Annotated in this window: 16 protein-coding genes, 1 rRNA gene and 1 riboswitch; of the genes, 4 read left to right on the plus strand and 13 right to left on the minus strand. The window is 68.4% G+C overall.

Features of this window, described 5'->3' with window-relative positions:
• The first annotated feature begins 415 nt into the window (after positions 1–415).
• Positions 416–622 carry a DUF5999 family protein gene (locus ACHBTE_RS11765; protein ID WP_394723615.1) on the plus strand — a complete coding sequence of 69 codons (207 nt, stop codon included), beginning with the start codon at positions 416–418 and terminating at the stop codon, positions 620–622.
• Positions 623–1,066: 444 nt separating this feature from the next.
• Positions 1,067–1,585 carry a hypothetical protein gene (locus tag ACHBTE_RS11770; RefSeq protein WP_394723616.1) on the plus strand — a complete coding sequence of 173 codons (519 nt, stop codon included), beginning with the start codon at positions 1,067–1,069 and terminating at the stop codon, positions 1,583–1,585.
• Here ACHBTE_RS11770 and ACHBTE_RS11775 read toward each other — a convergent pair.
• Entirely contained in the window at positions 1,563–2,003 is a 441-nt protein-coding gene (locus ACHBTE_RS11775) for a DUF1707 domain-containing protein (protein WP_394723617.1), read from the minus strand. The genes ACHBTE_RS11770 and ACHBTE_RS11775 overlap by 23 nt on opposite strands.
• 120 nt (positions 2,004–2,123) lie before the next feature.
• Between ACHBTE_RS11775 and ACHBTE_RS11780 the strand changes: the two genes are divergently transcribed.
• Complete coding sequence (locus ACHBTE_RS11780) at positions 2,124–2,519, plus strand: molybdopterin-binding protein (RefSeq protein ID WP_394723618.1); 396 nt, start codon at positions 2,124–2,126, stop codon at positions 2,517–2,519.
• 222 nt (positions 2,520–2,741) lie between these two features.
• On the opposite strand, the gene gcvP is transcribed toward ACHBTE_RS11780, so the two are convergent.
• Positions 2,742–5,627: an aminomethyl-transferring glycine dehydrogenase gene (gcvP, locus tag ACHBTE_RS11785; protein ID WP_394723619.1), complete on the minus strand. Its 2,886-nt coding sequence runs from the start codon at positions 5,625–5,627 to the stop codon at positions 2,742–2,744.
• Positions 5,628–5,803: 176 nt separating this feature from the next.
• Positions 5,804–5,899, minus strand: a riboswitch (glycine riboswitch).
• Between the two features lie 114 nt (positions 5,900–6,013).
• On the opposite strand from gcvP, the gene ACHBTE_RS11790 reads away from it, so the two are divergent.
• Positions 6,014–6,385, plus strand: coding sequence for a PRC-barrel domain-containing protein (locus ACHBTE_RS11790; RefSeq protein WP_394723620.1), 372 nt, complete (start codon positions 6,014–6,016; stop codon positions 6,383–6,385).
• Positions 6,386–6,626: 241 nt separating this feature from the next.
• Here ACHBTE_RS11790 and ACHBTE_RS11795 read toward each other — a convergent pair whose 3' ends face one another.
• The 11 genes from ACHBTE_RS11795 to rrf form a co-directional block, all read right to left on the minus strand.
• Positions 6,627–8,135 (minus strand): DNA polymerase IV, encoded by a 1,509-nt coding sequence (locus ACHBTE_RS11795; RefSeq protein WP_394723621.1) that lies wholly within the window; start codon positions 8,133–8,135, stop codon positions 6,627–6,629.
• Between the two features lie 161 nt (positions 8,136–8,296).
• The gene (locus ACHBTE_RS11800; protein ID WP_394723622.1) at positions 8,297–8,977 is read right to left on the minus strand and encodes a MerR family transcriptional regulator; all 681 of its coding nucleotides are present in this window, start codon (positions 8,975–8,977) and stop codon (positions 8,297–8,299) included.
• Between the two features lie 259 nt (positions 8,978–9,236).
• Positions 9,237–9,710: a bifunctional nuclease family protein gene (locus ACHBTE_RS11805; protein WP_004002801.1), complete on the minus strand. Its 474-nt coding sequence runs from the start codon at positions 9,708–9,710 to the stop codon at positions 9,237–9,239.
• A gap of 84 nt (positions 9,711–9,794) precedes the next feature.
• Positions 9,795–10,532 (minus strand): MerR family transcriptional regulator, encoded by a 738-nt coding sequence (locus ACHBTE_RS11810; protein ID WP_394723623.1) that lies wholly within the window; start codon positions 10,530–10,532, stop codon positions 9,795–9,797.
• Positions 10,533–10,573: 41 nt separating this feature from the next.
• Positions 10,574–11,479 carry an FHA domain-containing protein gene (locus ACHBTE_RS11815; protein WP_394723624.1) on the minus strand — a complete coding sequence of 302 codons (906 nt, stop codon included), beginning with the start codon at positions 11,477–11,479 and terminating at the stop codon, positions 10,574–10,576.
• 61 nt (positions 11,480–11,540) lie between these two features.
• Positions 11,541–12,380, minus strand: a complete 840-nt coding sequence (locus tag ACHBTE_RS11820; RefSeq protein ID WP_394723625.1) for a DUF881 domain-containing protein — start codon at positions 12,378–12,380, stop codon at positions 11,541–11,543.
• 5 nt (positions 12,381–12,385) lie between these two features.
• A complete protein-coding gene (locus ACHBTE_RS11825; RefSeq protein WP_003988855.1) occupies positions 12,386–12,718 on the minus strand; it encodes a small basic family protein in 333 nt (110 codons plus the stop codon).
• Positions 12,715–13,626 (minus strand): DUF881 domain-containing protein, encoded by a 912-nt coding sequence (locus tag ACHBTE_RS11830; protein WP_394723626.1) that lies wholly within the window; start codon positions 13,624–13,626, stop codon positions 12,715–12,717. The genes ACHBTE_RS11825 and ACHBTE_RS11830 overlap by 4 nt, the downstream gene beginning before the upstream one ends.
• Before the next feature lie 97 nt (positions 13,627–13,723).
• Positions 13,724–16,219 (minus strand): sugar phosphate nucleotidyltransferase, encoded by a 2,496-nt coding sequence (locus ACHBTE_RS11835; RefSeq protein ID WP_394723627.1) that lies wholly within the window; start codon positions 16,217–16,219, stop codon positions 13,724–13,726.
• A gap of 90 nt (positions 16,220–16,309) precedes the next feature.
• Complete coding sequence (locus ACHBTE_RS11840; RefSeq protein WP_394723628.1) at positions 16,310–16,942, minus strand: CDP-alcohol phosphatidyltransferase family protein; 633 nt, start codon at positions 16,940–16,942, stop codon at positions 16,310–16,312.
• 108 nt (positions 16,943–17,050) lie between these two features.
• Positions 17,051–17,127 (minus strand): 5S ribosomal RNA (gene rrf / locus ACHBTE_RS11845); the annotation flags it as partial.

Raw genomic sequence — 17,127 nt, forward strand, 5'->3', positions numbered from 1 at the left:
CCACCCTTTCCGGGTCGCGGGGTACGCCGCTGTTGACGGCGGGATTAGGCTCGGTTCGGACAACAGGAAACTCGCCCGAGCCAGAATTGGCGCGACCGCGAGAAAGGTTATCGCTCGCACGAGCGACAATACGCTCGAACGAGCCCCCGAGGCTACCGGCCCATCCGGACTAGCCCTATCCGACCACCTCGAACCACCCGAAGTGACAGGGGAGTTGGACTGAACCGTCCGGGCGGGGGACGCGTCATCAATCTGTAAGAAGCGGTGCTGCGAAATCCCTGCGGATTGACGCCCGTGGGGCAACACTGGGTTCCGACCGACTTATCAACGGGGGGCGGCCATGAACGATGCATCACGCCGCGAAACAGACCAGACAGCCATCTCGTCCATCACGACAGAGCGAAAGATCCCATCCATGTGCCAGCACCAGCCACCGTGCCCCTCAGCCGCCTCCGCCGACCGGGAATCCGCCCGTCTCGTGGCGCACCACCCGGAGCAGGGATGGAGCCTGCTGTGCAACGGTGTCCTGCTCTTCGAGGACACCGGTGAGCTCCTGCCGGACGGCCAGATCATCGCCCCGCACCGTCCGCTGGGCACCGGCACGGTGATGACCGCCGCTTAGCACCTGCCGACGGGTCCCGCCGCGGGACCCCGCGCCACCGGGCGGAACGACGGAAGCCCGGCGTACCCCAGGGGCCGGTCGCAGCCCTGACTGCGAGCCGGCCCCGACGTGCATTCAGGGGCAGTCACTCAGCGTGATGCTCATGTCGCCCAGCACGCCCTCCGCCCGTGCGTCGTCCGCCCTTCGTGGCACCGGCGGCAAGACCACCGACGAGCTCGGAGCTCAGCGACCGAGTAAGGGCGAGAGCAGGGACCATGGCCGGCACCAGGCAGGCCGAGACGCGGGCACAGTCGGCCGAGTGGTGCGCACGCCCCCCGGGGGACACCCTCCACGGCACCGGCCACCGGCCACCTCGCGCCAGAATCCCGTCAATGTTGGGCGTCCACGGTCAGGGTCCCGTCAGCGCCGGTTACAGCGACCCGGCCGCGCCCTTACCTTCCCCTCATGGGAGGGAGCCGACCGCAAGGCCCCGCAGGCGACCGTCACTGGTGCAGCAGCGCCCGGTGCGCGGTGGGCTGCGCGCTGGGCTTCGCAGCCATGACCGAGCTGGTCGACTGGGACGCGGGCACCCTGACGCCACCACGCACCCTGCTCTGGCTGACCCTGTCCGCGACGCTGCTGGTGGTGCTGCTCCCGCCCCATGTCACCGCAGGCCCGGGCTGGCTGGCCGTCCAGGGCACGATGCGCCGACAAGTCGTGCGTACCGACGCACTGGTGACCGTACGACAGTTCGACGGCGTCTCCCTGCACCTCGTCCTACGTGACGCGTACGGCCACCGCCTGGAACTGGACCCCCGTGTCCTCGTCACCAACCCACTGCTCTGGCACGAGGTGGACACCGGGGTGCGCCGCTCCCTCGAACGCGGCACCCTGCGCGAGGGCGCCGAGGTGCTGCAACGCCTCGGCCACCGCATCGACGACGAGACCGCCCGGTCGGTGCTCAGGGCTTCGGGGCTCTCCTGACGAAAGAGCGACGGGACGGACGCATGAGGCCCTGCCCGAGGCCGATCTCACCGGAGCTCACCACCCGGCGTATCACCGGCACATCGACGCCGCAGCCCACCCGGCTCCCCGGCGCCTGGAGATCCCCGACGGGTGAGCCCACGCCACGCCGGGCCGAACCGCCCCGCCGCTCGATCCGCACGACACCCCTGGCCTCGACCACGGAGTCGACCGCCTCGGCCGGCAGATCCCTCGTCAGGCCCGCCAATCCGCCTACCGTGCGGGTGGTCGGGGCCAGCTCCACCCACTCGTCCGGCTCCTCTGCGATCAACCGATCGGCGCCCGCCACGGTCCGCAGCACTCGCACAGCACGGCCCCGGTCCTCATGCGATGCCCGCAGCCCGAGCGCCCCGCCTTTCCCCACCAGCCCAGCCGACATGCCCTCACCCCGTTCGTCGCCCCACCTGACAAAACTAACGCTATATCGCGTCATACGCGTTTGCCAAGCTCTGGCCAGGGCTGTCCACGGCCCACCGATTCCGGCCCTATCGTGATCCGCATGCAGTCCTACACAATCGGCCAGGCCGCCCGCATGCTGGGCGTCAGCCCCGACACCGCACGCCGTTGGGCGGACGCCGGCCGAGTGGCCACCCATCGCGACGAGGCCGGACGCCGACTCATCGACGGCAAGGACCTCGCCGCCTTCTCCGTCGAACTCGCCAAGTCAGGCACCGGCGAGGACGAGACCTCGTACACCTCCGTCCGCAACGCCTTCCCGGGCATCGTCACGGCGATCAAACTCGGTGACGTCGCAGCCCAGGTGGAGATCCAGGCCGGCCCGCACCGACTTGTCTCCCTGCTGACCCGCGAGGCGGTCGAGGAACTGGGCCTGGAGGTCGGCATGGAAGCAACTGCCCGCGTGAAGTCGACGAATGTCCATATCGACCGCACCTGATGTCCATATCGACCGCACCTGAGGACGCCACCGCCCGTCCGGGTCCCGCACCAGCACCCCGAGGTGCTCAAGGGGCGCTGATCAGCGCGACAGCGCCGGCCTGAACAAGACGCGGCGCGGCGGGACGCACCACGCACAAGGGCTCCGCCCGGCCGAGCACGGCCAGGACGGAGCCCTTCTTTCACCTACGTGAGTGCGCAGGCCAGGTCGTTCCCGCGGACGTCAGTCCTCGTACGCGTCCAGCGGCGGGCAGGAGCAGACGAGGTTCCGGTCACCGAAGGCCTGGTCGATCCGGCGCACCGGCGGCCAGTACTTGTCGGCCACCGACACTCCGGCCGGGAACACCGCATCCTCACGGCCGTACGCATGCTCCCACTCCCCGCCCAGCGCGCCGGCCGTGTGCGGAGCGTTGCGCAGCGGGTTGTCGTCGGCCGGCCACTCGCCCGACCCGACCTTCTCGATCTCAGCGCGGATGGCGATCATCGCCTCGCAGAAGCGGTCGAGTTCGATCAGGTCCTCGGACTCGGTCGGCTCGATCATCAGCGTCCCGGCCACGGGGAACGACATGGTCGGCGCGTGGAAGCCGTAGTCTATGAGCCGCTTGGCCACGTCGTCGACGCTCACTCCGGTCGCCTTGGTCAGCGGACGCAGATCGATGATGCACTCGTGCGCGACGAGCCCGCCCGGTCCCGTGTACAGCACCGGGTAGTGCGGCTCCAGGCGCTTGGCGATGTAGTTGGCGGACAGCACCGCCACCTGCGTGGCCCGCTTGAGGCCCTCGCCGCCCATGAGGCGGACGTAGGCCCACGAGATCGGCAGAATCCCGGCGGAACCCCACGGCGCTGCGGAGATCGGGCCCACGCCGGTCTCGGGGCCGGCCGCGGGCTGCATCGGGTGGTTCGGCAAATAGGGGGCCAGGTGGGCCCGCACCGCCACGGGGCCGACGCCCGGACCTCCACCGCCGTGCGGGATGCAGAACGTCTTGTGCAGATTCAGATGCGAGACGTCGCCACCGAAATGCCCCGGCTTGGCGAGCCCGACCAGGGCGTTGAGGTTCGCGCCGTCGACGTAGACCTGTCCGCCGGCCTCGTGCACCTGCGCGCAGATGTCGGCGACGTGCTCCTCGAACACGCCGTGCGTCGACGGGTACGTGATCATCAGCACGGACAGCTCGTCGCGGTACTGCTCGATCTTGGCTCGCAGGTCCTCGACGTCGATCTCGCCGTCCTCGGCGGTCTTCACCACGACGACCTTCATGCCGGCCATCACGGCGCTGGCGGCGTTCGTGCCGTGCGCCGACGACGGGATCAGGCACACGGTCCGCTGCTCGTCGCCGTTGGCACGGTGGTAGCCGCGCACGGCGAGCAGACCGGCCAGCTCACCCTGCGAACCGGCGTTGGGCTGGAGCGAGACGTTGTCGTAGCCGGTGACCTCGGCGAGACGTTCCTCCAGCTCGCGGATGAGCGTGAGGTAGCCCTGCGCCTGCTCGGCGGGCGCGAACGGGTGCAGCTGACCGAACTCCGGCCAGGTGACCGGCTCCATCTCGGTCGTCGCGTTGAGCTTCATGGTGCACGAACCCAGCGGGATCATGCCGCGGTCCAGCGCGTAGTCACGGTCCGCGAGCCGACGCAGATAGCGCAGCATCGCCGTCTCGGAGCGGTGCTCATGGAACACGGGATGCGCGAGGTAGGTGTCGGAGCGCAGCAGCGCGCCCGGCAGCGCCTCCTCACCGGCCGCGTCGAGCGCCTCGACGTCGCCCTCGACCCCGAAAGCCGCCCATACCGCGCCCAGCTGCGCGCGCGTGGTGGTCTCGTCGCAGGCGATGGACACCTGGTCGGCGTCGACGAGGTGCAGGTTGACGCCGTTCTGCCGCGCGGCGGCGGCGACCTCGGCGGCCTTCCCGGGCACACGCACGGTCAGCGTGTCGAAGTACGAGCCGTGCACGATCTCGACCCCGCCGGCCGCGAGTCCCGCAGCGAGGAGGGTGGCGTACCGATGGGTCCGCCGGGCGATCGCCTTCAGCCCCTCCGGCCCGTGGTAGACGGCGTACATTCCAGCCATCACGGCCAGCAGCACCTGAGCGGTACAGATGTTGCTGGTCGCCTTCTCCCGCCGGATGTGCTGCTCACGCGTCTGGAGGGCCAGCCGGTACGCCTTGTTCCCGTCGGCGTCCACGGACACACCCACGAGCCGGCCGGGCAGGCTGCGCGCGAACTTCTCCGTCACGGCCATGTAGCCGGCGTGCGGCCCGCCGAAGCCCATCGGCACACCGAAGCGCTGCGTGGTGCCGACCGCGATGTCCGCACCGAGCTCACCGGGCGACTTCAGCAGGGTGAGCGCGAGCAGATCGGCGGCGACGGTGACAAGGGCGCCGAGCTGGTGCGCCTGGTCGATGACGGGCTTGATGTCGCGTACGACGCCGGAGGCACCCGGGTACTGCAGGAGCACGCCGTTGATCTCGCGCCCGGCGATCTCGGCCGGAATGCCGTCGCTGAGGTCCGCGACCACGACCTCCACGCCGGTCGGCTCGGCACGGGTCTCGATCACGGCGATGGTCTGCGGCAGCACATCCGCGTCGACCAGGAACAGCCCCTTCTTGTTCTTGCCCATCCGCCGGGACAGAGCCATGGCCTCGGCGGCGGCGGTCCCCTCGTCGAGCAGCGAGGCACCGGAGGTGGGCAGTCCGGTGAGGTCGGCGACGACGGTCTGGAAGTTCAGCAGGGCTTCGAGCCGCCCCTGGGAGATCTCGGGCTGGTACGGCGTGTAGGCCGTGTACCAGGCCGGGTTCTCCATCACGTTCCGCAGGATGACCGGCGGGGTGAACGTCCCGTAGTAGCCGAGCCCGATCATCGAGCCCAGCACCTGGTTGCGATCGGCGAGCGACCGCAGCTCGGCCAGCACCTCGGCCTCGGTGCGCGCCCCCGGCAGCTCGAGCGAGTCGGCGTTCTTGATCACGTCCGGCACTGCGGCGGCGGTGAGCTCGTCCAGTGAGCCGTACCCGACCTGGGCGAGCATCTTGGCTCGCGCCTCATGATCGGGACCGATGTGACGCTGCTCGAAGGGGATCCCTTGCTCGAGCTCGGAGAGCGGAATGCGGTGGGCGGTCATTGCGGAGGCCTCCTGGTCTGACGCGACCTTCGAGGGGCACCACGGCGCGGGTACCCGGACGGCCTCCCCCTCTGTCATCTCAACCTGAGAGCTTCACCGGGTCACCACAGGGCTCCCGGCTTTCACCGTCGGTGAGAGCGGAAGCCGTCGGCACCCGCCCTGCTTTCCAGAGTGACCTCGTCCGTGCGGTACGTGTGCCTGAGAGATTCCGGGGAGGATTTGCTCCTTCGGCGCCTCCGGTGACGTCTGGAGGACTCTCCCGCACGGGGTCAGCAGCCGCCTGCAAGCCTACCAGCGGGGCCAGCACAGGGGCCTTCGAGTGGCCGCTCTCACCAATCTGCCTTTTCGTAGTGCTTACGGATGAGTTGCGACCAAGTGGAGGGCCCGTGCAGACCGACATCGATCCGCGCAATCTGATCGGCCGCAAGGCCTTCGACCGCAACGGCACCAAGATCGGCACGATCGACGAGGTCTATCTCGACGACGCGACCGGAGTGCCGGAATGGGCGGCGATACGCACCGGCCTGTTCTCTCGGGACGCCTTCGTCCCCCTGGAGCCCAGCGAACTGGTCGAGGGCACTCTGCACGTCCCCTTCGATCGCGCCCTGATCAAGGACGCCCCCGATTTCGGCGTCGGCCGCCATCTCTCCCCCGAGCAGGAACTCCAGCTCTACCACCACTACGGCCTGGACGTGGCCCCACCGCCCCCCATCCCGGACCGGGACTTCGGCAACCTGGCAGGGTCAGAGGACACCTGACCGACCCGGCCCTACGCCCTCCCCCGACCCCTTTGCCTGCGGGGCCGGTGCCCCGGCATGCGGGGCGTCGTGCCGCCGGGAGGCGCAGGTGGGACGCAGGGGCCACGATCGGTGCACGGGGCACGATTGGGCGCAGGGCAGTGCAAGCGCAGGCAGGTGGGCAGCAGGCGCGACCCACCACCAGCGCGACCGCGACGATTCTGGAAGACCGGCCGCGAGCCGTCCCTCCCCTCACAGGCCCCTAACCCGGAACCACAGGCTCCACCCCCGACGACTCTTCAGATGCCGAACACGCCCCGGACGCCCCGGACTCCCCGGGCGCCACGGTCGCCACGGTCGCCACGGTCGCCCCGGATCCTCCAGACGCCCCGGACGCTTCAACCCCCTCCGAAACCACACCGCCCTCTCCAGCCCTGTCCACCCCCAAAGGCAACGGTTCCGCCGCCTCCAGCTCCGGATCGTCCACGCGGAAAGTTCGCACCCGCCCCGGCTCCGACCCAGGTGTCTCGAAGCGCACGGTTACCCGCCCGAGGCCGCTCCCCTGCACCCACCCGTGCCCGTACGACGCGTGCCGGATGTCATGCCCCGCGACCCACCGCCGCTCGACAGGCACCGTCTCCCGCTCATCCGCAGGTTCCTCGTGTTCACCGACCTCCGGCAGGTCCTCCATCCGGTCCCCCGCCGCCTGCGCGAAGAGGTCCTCCTGCGTGTAGTCGGCCAGCCCGCTCACCCCGACCCCGAGCAGGCGCACGCCGCCGGTCGTATCCACGGAATCCAGCAACCGAGCCGCGGCCTCCCGCACCACAGCCGGATCGTCCGTCGGCCCCCGCAGCGTCTCTGACCGCGTCAAGGTCGAAAAGTCGTACCGCCGGACCTTCAGCACGATCGTCCGCCCGGACAGCCCGGCTCCACGCAATCTGCGCACACACCGGTCGGCCAGCCGCTGCACCTCCACCCCCACCCGGACCCGGTCATGGATGTCCACGTCATACGTGTCCTCGACCGACACCGACTTGGCCTCCCGCTCGGCCACCACGGGCCGCTCGTCGTGCGCCAGTGCCATGGCGTACAGCGCGTGCCCGTGCGCCTTCCCCAGCAGCCGAACGAGCTCGTCCTCCCCAGCCTCGGCGATCTCGTCCACGGTGTGAATGCCGGCCCGCCGCAGATGGTCCCCCGTCGCCGGCCCCACCCCCGGCAATGTCCGCACCGACATCGGCCCGAGCAACGCCCGCTCGGTCCCGGGCTCGATCAGCACGAGCCCATCGGGTTTGGCCTCCTCGGAGGCGATCTTCGCGACCATCTTGGACGCCGCCAGGCCCACCGACCCGGCGAGCCCGGTGACCGCCCTTATGTCGGCGCGCAGCTTGATCCCCACCAGTCGCGCCGACTCTTCGTCCCAGGCCGCTCCCCCGGCCTCCAGATCCACGAAGGCCTCGTCCAGGCTCAGCGGCTCCACCAGCGGCGACAGCTCCCGCAGCAAGCCCATCACCTGCTCACTGATCTCCCGGTAGATCCCGAAGCGAGGCACGAGGTACGCGGCGTTCGGCGCCAGTCGCCGGGCCTGGGCCATGGGCATCGCCGAGTGCACCCCGAACACCCGGGCCTCATAGGACGCCGTGGCCACCACTCCACGCGGCCCGAGCCCACCCACGATCACGGCTTTCCCACGCAGGCTCGGCTTCGACGCCTGCTCCACCGAGGCGTAGAAGGCATCCATGTCGAGATGCAGGATCGTGGGCGCGTTTCTCACATCTCCGATGCTGCCTCACACCACTGACAATGGCGCTGCCACGCCCACCGTTTCCGCCTGCCCCAACGCTGAAGGTCCTTCGATCGCTGGTGAGGAACCGACAGTGTCGGTTTGTCGACCCCACTTGCGAAAGGACCGCGGGCGCGGGCCGCGAAGGGCGCTCAGACCGCCCGATTGCGCCGCCGAGCCAGCTCGTCCGCCGGATTGTGCCCGAGGAGCGTCTCCCCGGTGTCGATCCGCTCCCCGTGCAGCTGAGACAAGGCACTCTCGACGTCCCGCCACACAACGCCCACCGCGATCCCGAAGATCCCCTGGCCGCCCTGGAGCAGCGCATGGACCTCGTCCGGCGAGGTGCACTCGTAGACCGTCGCCCCATCGCTCATCAGCGTCAGGCGCTCGAGATCACGAAAGCCCTGCTCCCGCAGATGCAGCACGGCGGTGCGGATGTTCTGGAGCGACACACCGGTGTCGAGGAACCGCTTGACGATCTTCAGAACGACGACGTCCCGAAAGCTGTACAGCCGCTGCGTCCCCGACCCGTAGGCGGGTCGTACGCTCGGTTCGACGAGCCCCGTGCGGGCCCAGTAGTCCAATTGCCGGTAGGTGATGCCGGCGGCTGCACATGCCGTGGGGCCGCGATAGCCGATCTGCTCGGACGCCATGGCCGTCGCCTCTCCGCTGCTCGGCACGGCCGTGGGGCGCTGCGGAACGTGATCGGCCGCGTTGGAGCGGGGATGTCCCATGCTCGAACGCAGCTGAGAGCCTGAGGGAGGGTACGGACCGCTCTCCCCGAAACTGCGTCCGGGGGCACCCCCACCCGTACCGTCGCCGCTGCTTCTCACGCCGACCTCCGTCCTTGACCTGCCTTCTCGACGGTAGGCAGTCACCAGGGGTGCGTCAACGATCGCCACACTCGGCACGCCGAGTGATAATCACCCTAGGAGTGGTTTCCCGGACCCCACCGCGGGGAAAGGCTAGCCGAATGCGCTCGAAGCAGGCCGCAAGACGCTCGCGCTCGCCGCTGGCAAATACCGGCATTTGAGCTGTAACCGGCCGAGAGCCGCCCGTGACCGACCGGAGTCCACCGGGCCGCCCGCCGCCTCACTGACTGCTGGTGCCGAAGTCCTCGGGCGAGATCTGGTCAAGGAACTCGCGGAACTTCTCCACCTCGTCCTCCTGCTCGTCCGGAATCGCGATGCCCGCGTCGTCGAGCACTCCGTCGCTGCCGTAGATCGGCGTTCCGGTGCGCAGGGCAAGTGCTATGGCATCGGAAGGGCGGGCGCTCACCTCGACCCCGCTGGCGAAGACCAGCTCGGCGTAGAAGACACCCTCACGCAGGTCGGTGATCCGTACTTCGGTTAGCTCCTGGCCGACGGCCTCCAGCACGTCCTTGAACAGGTCGTGGGTCAGCGGCCGCGCGGGGGCCATGCCCTGCTGTGCGAAGGCGATCGCCGTCGCCTCCCCCGGCCCGATCCAGATGGGGAGGTAGCGGTCGCCTCCCACTTCACGCAGGAGCACGATCGGTTGGTTGGAGGGCATTTCGACCCGGACACCTACGACATCGAGCTCGTTCACACAGCAACCCTAGGCCGTGCTCGGGACGTTTGGGTAGTCGGGCCGAGAACGGGTGGCCGATCCGGGGCACCCGACCCGTCCGGCTCAGGGCAGGCGTACGCCGAGGGCCGTCTGCACCAGCGCCGCGTGCAGCTTCACCGTGAGCCCGGCCAGCTCCTTCGCACGGGCCTCGGCATGCGCCCTGGTCTGCGGATTGCGGTGCCGCCGCAAGGGCGCGACGACCTGGTCCACCAGCCCCGCCTCACGGTCCGCGGCTGCCTTCATCACCCGCAGATGACGTGGCTCGATCCCGAATCGCCCCAGCTCGGCAACCAGCGAGGCCACGGTGACGGCCTCCGCCTCGAACGCCCCGTCCGGCAGCGGGGTGATCAGGCCGTACGACTCCCACTCCTGGAGCTCTGGCTCACCGATCTCGGCGGCGGCGAGCAGCTCGGCCCGCCCCACCCGGGGCGCGGAGGGCTTCTCCACGGGCTCCAGACCGGCTTCTCCGTCCCTTGGACGGCACAGGGCCTGCACAGGTGCGGCCTCGCCGCGCTCCATGGCGTCCAGGTGCTCGCGGATCACCTTGAGGGGCAGATAGTGGTCCCGCTGCATCCGCAGGACGTGACCGAGCCGCTCGACGTCCTGCGCGCTGAACTTTCGATACCCCGACGGGGTCCGCTGCGGCTCGACAAGACCCTCCGCCTCCAGGAAGCGGATCTTGGAGATGGTGATGTCAGGGAACTCGTCACGGAGCGCGTTCAGCACCGTGCCGATGCTCATCAGCCGACCGTCCGTGGCGGCGGCGCCGTGCCCGGCACCGCCGCTCGGTGTTTTCAGCATGGACCTTCCCTGGGTCTCCCCGGACGGCATCCGGGGGAGGGTCAGTAGCCCCGCTGGCTCGCGTAGAAGACCAGCCGGTACTTGCCGATCTGCACCTCGTCACCGTTGTTCAGAGCGACCTGGTCGATCCGCTCGCGGTTGACGTACGTGCCGTTCAGGCTGCCGACGTCGGCCACCGTGAACGTACCGTCCTGGGCGCGACGGAACTCCACGTGGCGACGCGAGACCGTCACGTCGTCCAGGAAGATGTCGCTCTGCGGATGGCGGCCGGCGGTAGTCAGATCGCCGTCCAGGAGGAAGCGGCTCCCGGAGTTCGGCCCACGGCGCACTACGAGCAGCGCGGAGCCGAGCGGCAGCGCCTCGACGGCCGCCTGCGCCTCGGGAGACAGCGCCGGGATCGGCGTCTGGCCGGTGGCCTCGGCGTCGTAGGCCTCGATGCCCGAGATGGAGATCGTGGACGTGGTCTCGGACGGACGCTCAGGCGCACCGCCGGCCCGCAGGGGCGCGCCACAGTTGGAGCAGAAGCGGCTGTTCTCCGCGTTGCGGTTACCGCACCTCGTACACACCAGGGCCGACATCGGAGAAAACCCTCCACCCGTACTTGAGGTTGACGGTTGCCCGAAACCTATGCCGCCGGACTGACCAGGGTCAACCGACGGCGCGCCCTGGCCTCCGGAGATGTCACCGCCCGGACCAGACACCTGGTCCCTGAACAGCGGGCGCTGGCCTTCCTCGTCCCCCTGTGCGCGATGACGAGAGGTCGCGTTGTCGCTGTCCTCTCGCGCGCTCTTGCCGAACAACTTCGCAAACAACTTCACGGGCGATTCCCCTTGACCGAAACAGACCCGCCCGTGGGGCAGGACGAACCCTGACTGCACTCTCTGGCCGACCCGGACATCCTCACAACGTCCGTCTGCACCAGACAGTTTCCACCACGCACCACCCATTCGGTGCGCCGACCCCCCGCAACCTCATGCCCTCGCCGGACGCCCCCCATGCACCGCTGGTTCACTGGGAGGACGACCGAGCGTAGTCAGGCCGCTTCGCCGCTCGCAAGGCGTCCACGACGATCTTGTCCGACCGCTCGATGGTCACGGTGGCCTGCTCCTTCTCGAGAGTCTGCACCACGCCTCCAGGGATGTTGAGCGCCGGTTCGAGGTCCTGCGGCTTGCCGATGACCTTGAAACGATAGGGGGCGTTGATCTTGTTCCCGTCGACGCTCACACCATTGCCGGAATCTGTCAGATACGTGCCGGCGACGACGCGTACACCGTTCACCTGGATCGCCTCCGCGCCGGCCGCGCGCAGTTCCTGGATCGCGTCGAGCAGCATGTCCGCCTCGACCGTCCCCTTCGTGTCGTCGATGGTCATCGTGATGCCGGGCCCCTGCGCGGCCACCGTGCCCGCCAGAATGCCGAGTTGCCGCTCCTTCTCGACCGTCTGCCTGCGGGCCTCCTCGGCCTGGTTCGAGCTGTTCTCCAACTCGTCGCGCTGCTTTTCGAGACCTTGCTTCTCGTCCTCAAGACGCTGAGTACGGTCGTCCAGTTCATCGAGGATGCGAACGAGATCTTCCTGCCGTGCGCCACGCAGGGCGCTGTCACCGTCACTGTTGGAGGCGACCTGGACGGCGAGCCCGAAGCCCAGGCCGAAGAGCAGCAGGGCGACGATGAGTTGAGCCCTGGAGATCCGCGGCGGCCACAGCCCCTTCACCAGCCGCTGCCGACCGGTCAGCCCATTCCCGCCCTGCGCTTCCGCGGGCGCCCCCACAGCCTCGGGAGCGGCCGCCGGCACTTCGTCGGGAAGTTCTTTGCGCAGTAGGTTCTCGGGCGTGTCGTCGTGGTTGCTCATCGGCCTCACGCCCGGAACACGTGACGGCGAATCGCCGCCGCGTTCGAGAAGATACGGATGCCGAGCACGACGACCACACCGGTCGACAGCTGGGCGCCCACACCCAATTTGTCGCCCAGGAAGACGATCAACGCGGCCACGACCACATTGGACAGGAACGACACGACGAAGACCTTGTCGTCGAAGATCCCGTCGAGCATGGCCCGAAGCCCCCCGAAGACAGCGTCCAGAGCCGCCACGACGGCGATCGGCAGATAAGGCTCGACAACCGCCGGAACCTCAGGCCGGACCAACAGGCCGGCCACGACTCCCACGACGAGGCCCAGTACGGCGATCACGATGTGCCCTTCTCGGTTTTCTCGGTGTTCGGCTGTGCGGTACGTACGATCACACTCGGGGCGGCAGGAAGCTCGAGCTCGTCCTGAGCGGAGATGTTGGTCCTGATCCCGAAGTTCTCCTGCAGCGCGGCCAGGTAAAGCCCGTCGGCGCTGTCCTGGAACCTGCGGCTGAGCCGCTCCCCGTCCCCCACCGCGAGCACCGTGTACGGCGGCACCAGCGGCTTGTTGTCGACCAGTATCGCGTCACCGGCCGCCCTGATCGCCGACAGCGCCGTCAGCCGCTGCCCGTTGATGGAGATCGCCTCGGCACCCGACTCCCACAGCCCGTTCACCACGCGCTGCATGTCCCGGTCGCGCACGCGCCCGGTGTCGGAGAACCCGGATGTCCCGCGCGGGTCACCGTCCCCGTCCGTGGCGGCTTCCTTGGCGTCGTTCACGACGAGTTTCACTCCGGGGCCGTGCACCTCGACAGCGCCCGCGAGAATGCCCACGATCTCCGCCTGGTCGCCGTGGCCCGTCGCTTTGAGCGCCTCGCGCTGCCGCGCGCTCACGTCGTCCCGCAGCTTGTCGACGTTCTCCTCAAGCTTGTCGGCCGCAGTCGTCTCGCGGTCGATACGGTCGATCAGCTCTTCGCGCTCCTTGGCCACGACAGGCGCCGCGACCCGCGCCTGCGCCGCTCCCACGGTCACCACGAGCGCCGCCAGCACAAGACCCACGGCCAGCCCGAGCTTCGCCCTCAGGGTCTTGGGCAGGCCACCGTCACCCGCGGCCTTCCTACGGGCGGCAGCCTCGGCGTACCCGTCGTCGAGGCTGTGATCCATGACGTTGGTCAGCAGCGACATGGACGCGTCCGGGCGCGCGGGGGGCGTAGGTGTGCTCCGAACGGGGGGCAGCGGCATGCCGCACATCGTCGCACGTCGCGCCGACTACCTCCGAATGGCCCCACCGACGTGCCGGACAGGCCCCCGTGGAGGGAACCTGTCCGGCACGCGCGCGTACTGCTTCTCAGCGGCCGGCGCTGTCCACGACCGCCGCCCACTCGTCGAGCAGGGCCTGCGCGGACGCGTCGTCCGGCCCCTCGGCCCACAGATGGGTGACCGCCTCCGCCGGGTCGGGCAGCACCATCACCCAACGTCCGTCCGTCTCCACCACCCGCACCCCGTCGGTCGTGTCGACAAAGCGATCTCCAGCGGCCTCCACGACACTCCGCATCACCAGGCCCTTGACGGCCCACGGCGTCGCAAGGTCACGCTTGATGACATGCGCCCGCGGAATCCGCGCATCGATCTGGCTGAGCGTGAGCTGCGTCCGCGCCACCAACCCGATCAGCCTCACGAAAGCCGCCGTACCGTCGAAGACGCTGCTGAACTCCGGAACGATGAATCCGCCCTTGCCGTCACCACCGAAGATCGTGGTGTCGTCACGACCGACCCGGGTCAGATCGTCCGGCGAGGTGGTCGTCCACTCCACCTGCGTCCCGTGGTAAGCCGCCACCTGCTCGGCGATCCGCGTGGTCGTCACCGGAAGCGCCACACGCCCGCTGCGCCGCTCCGCGGCCACCAGGTCGAGCATGACGAGCAGGGCCCGGTCGTCCTCGACGATCCGCCCCTTCTCGTCCACCAGGGACAGCCGCTCACCGACCGGATCGAACCTCACGCCGAAAGCAGCTCGCGCGGACGCCACGATCTCGCCCAGCCGCACCAGCCCGGACCGCCGCGCATCCGCCGACTCCGTCGGCCTCGACTCGTCGAGACCAGGGTTGATCGTCAGCGAGTCCACGCCGAGCTTGCCGAGCAGGCTGGGCAGCACAAGCCCGGCACTACCGTTCGACGCGTCGACGACGACCTTGAGGCCCGACTCCGAGATCCCTGTCGTGTCGACATTCCGCAGCAACGACCCGGTGTAGGAGTCGAAGACGCTGGCCGGGAAGTGCAGGTCCCCGATCTCGCCCGGGAACGCCCTCCGGTACTCCTGCCGCGCGAACACCCGGTCCAGCTTCCGCTGACTGCCCTGCGACAGGTCGGCACCCTGCCCGTCGAAGAACATGATGTCCACGGAATCCGGCACACCAGGCGTCGTCCGGATCATGATCCCGCCGGCACTGCCTCGCGCCGTCTGCTGCCGCGCCACGGGCAGCGGTACGTTCTCCAGATCTCGTACATCGATCGCGCTGGCCTGCAGCGCAGAGATGACCGCCCGCTTCAGCGCCCGCGCACCGCGGGAATGGTCACGGGCCGTGGTAACGGTGGAGCCCTTCTTCAGGGTCGTCGCATAGGCACCGGCAAGGCGCACAGCGAGCTCCGGCGTGATCTCCACGTTCAGGATCCCGGAGACACCGCGAGCACCGAAGAGATGCGCCTGGCCCCGCGACTCCCAGATCACCGAGGTATTGACGAACGCGCCGGCCTCGATGGTCTTGAAGGGATAGACACGCACGTTGCCCTGAACGATCGATTCTTCACCGATCAAACACTCATCACCGATGACCGCGCCGTCCTCGATCCGGGCCGCGCGCATGATGTCGGTGTTCCTTCCGACGACACAGCCACGCAGATTGCTGTGCTGCCCGACATACACGTTGTCGTGCACGACCGCCTTGTGCAGAAAGGCACCGCTCTTCACGACGACGTTCGAGCCGACGACGGTGTGCTCTCGGATCTCCGCACCGGCCTCGACCTTGGCGTAATCCCCGATGTACAGCGGTCCGCGGAGAACGGCATCGGGGTGCACCTCGGCGCCTTCGGCCACCCACACACCCGGCGAGATCTCAAAGCCGTCGATCTCGACGTCGACCTTGCCCTCCAGGACATCGGCCTGCGCCTTTACGTAGCTCTCGTGAGTGCCGACATCCTCCCAGTAGCCCTCCGCGACATAGCCATAGATCGGCTTGCCCTCCTTCATGAGCTGAGGGAAGACATCGCCGGACCAGTCCACGGGCACATCGGGCTCGACATAGTCGAAGACCTCGGGCTCCATCACATAGATGCCGGTGTTCACCGTGTCAGAGAAGACCTGGCCCCAGGTCGGCTTCTCGAGGAAGCGCTCGACCTTGCCTTCCTCGTCGACAATCGTGATGCCGAACTCCAGCGGATTGGGCACACGCGTCAGACAGACCGTGACCAGCGCGCCCTTTTCCTTGTGGAAATTGATCAGCTCAGTGAGGTCGAAGTCGGTCAAGGCATCACCGGAAATGACGAGGAAAGCATCGTCCTTCAACGCCTCTTCGGCGTTCTTGACGCTTCCGGCGGTACCGAGTGGCTTCTCCTCATTGGCATAGCTGAGCTCCATTCCGAGCTCTTCACCGTCACCGAAGTAGTTCTTGACCAGCGAGGCCAAAAACTGAACGGTAACGACGGTCTCATTCAGCCCATGCCTTTTGAGCAGCCGAAGAACATGCTCCATGATCGGCCGGTTGGCCACCGGCAGGAGCGGCTTGGGCATGCTTGAGGTCATGGGGCGCAGGCGCGTGCCTTCGCCCCCGGCCATCACGACGGCCTTCATGTCGGAAGCGTCCTCCTCCAAGAGACGACGGTCTAGCCGACTTCACCCGTCAGATTGTCCCGCACTTTTCCGCCGCGGGCCATCGAGCCGCTACGCCCGCTTCAATCCGCGAGTTCCGTCGACCATGGTGTCCGCACGGACCAGTCGGCGGACTTGTACCACGTAGAGGACTCCTGCCCACCAGTACAGCGTTGTACCCCATCCGGCGAACGCCCATCCGAAAATAGCAGCGAGGGAGTGGATCCACTCGTCTCCGTCGCTGAGCAGCAACAACGGGAAGGCATACATGAGGTTGAAGGTGGCGGCCTTCCCGAGGAAGTTCACCTGCGGCGGCGGATAGCCATGCCGCCGGAGGATGCCGACCATCACCAGCAGGACCAGCTCCCGCGCCAACAGTGCAGCGGTCAACCAGAGCGGGAGAATCTCCCGCCAGGTGAGCCCGACCAGTGTCGAGAGAATGTAGAGCCGGTCGGCAGCGGGATCGAGCAGCCGGCCGAGGCTGCTGATCTGGTTCCAGCGCCGCGCAAGCTTGCCGTCCAGGTAGTCGCTGACGCCGCTCAGCGCCAGCACCAGAAGCGCCCAGCCGTCACAGTTGGGCCCACCGAACTCAGGCCTGAGGATGAGCCACAGGAACAGCGGCACACCAACGAGCCGCGCCATGCTGAGGATGTTGGGGATGGTGAGGACCCGGTCCGTCTGGACGCGGGTCTCCTGGACCTCCACCCGGGGGCCTCCTGGGAAACGCACCGATGATGCTCCCCGACCCTACCCCAAACACAAAAAAGCTCTGGCTCTTGGGCTGTATACCCAAGAGCCAGAGCTGTAAGAGGAGTTCGGCGGCGTCCTACTCTCCCACAGGGTCCCCCCTGCAGTACCATCGGCGCTGTAAGGCTTAGCTTCCGGGTTCG

Source organism: Streptomyces sp. M41 (assembly GCF_043673425.1).
Classification (GTDB): Bacteria; Actinomycetota; Actinomycetes; order Streptomycetales; family Streptomycetaceae; genus Streptomyces.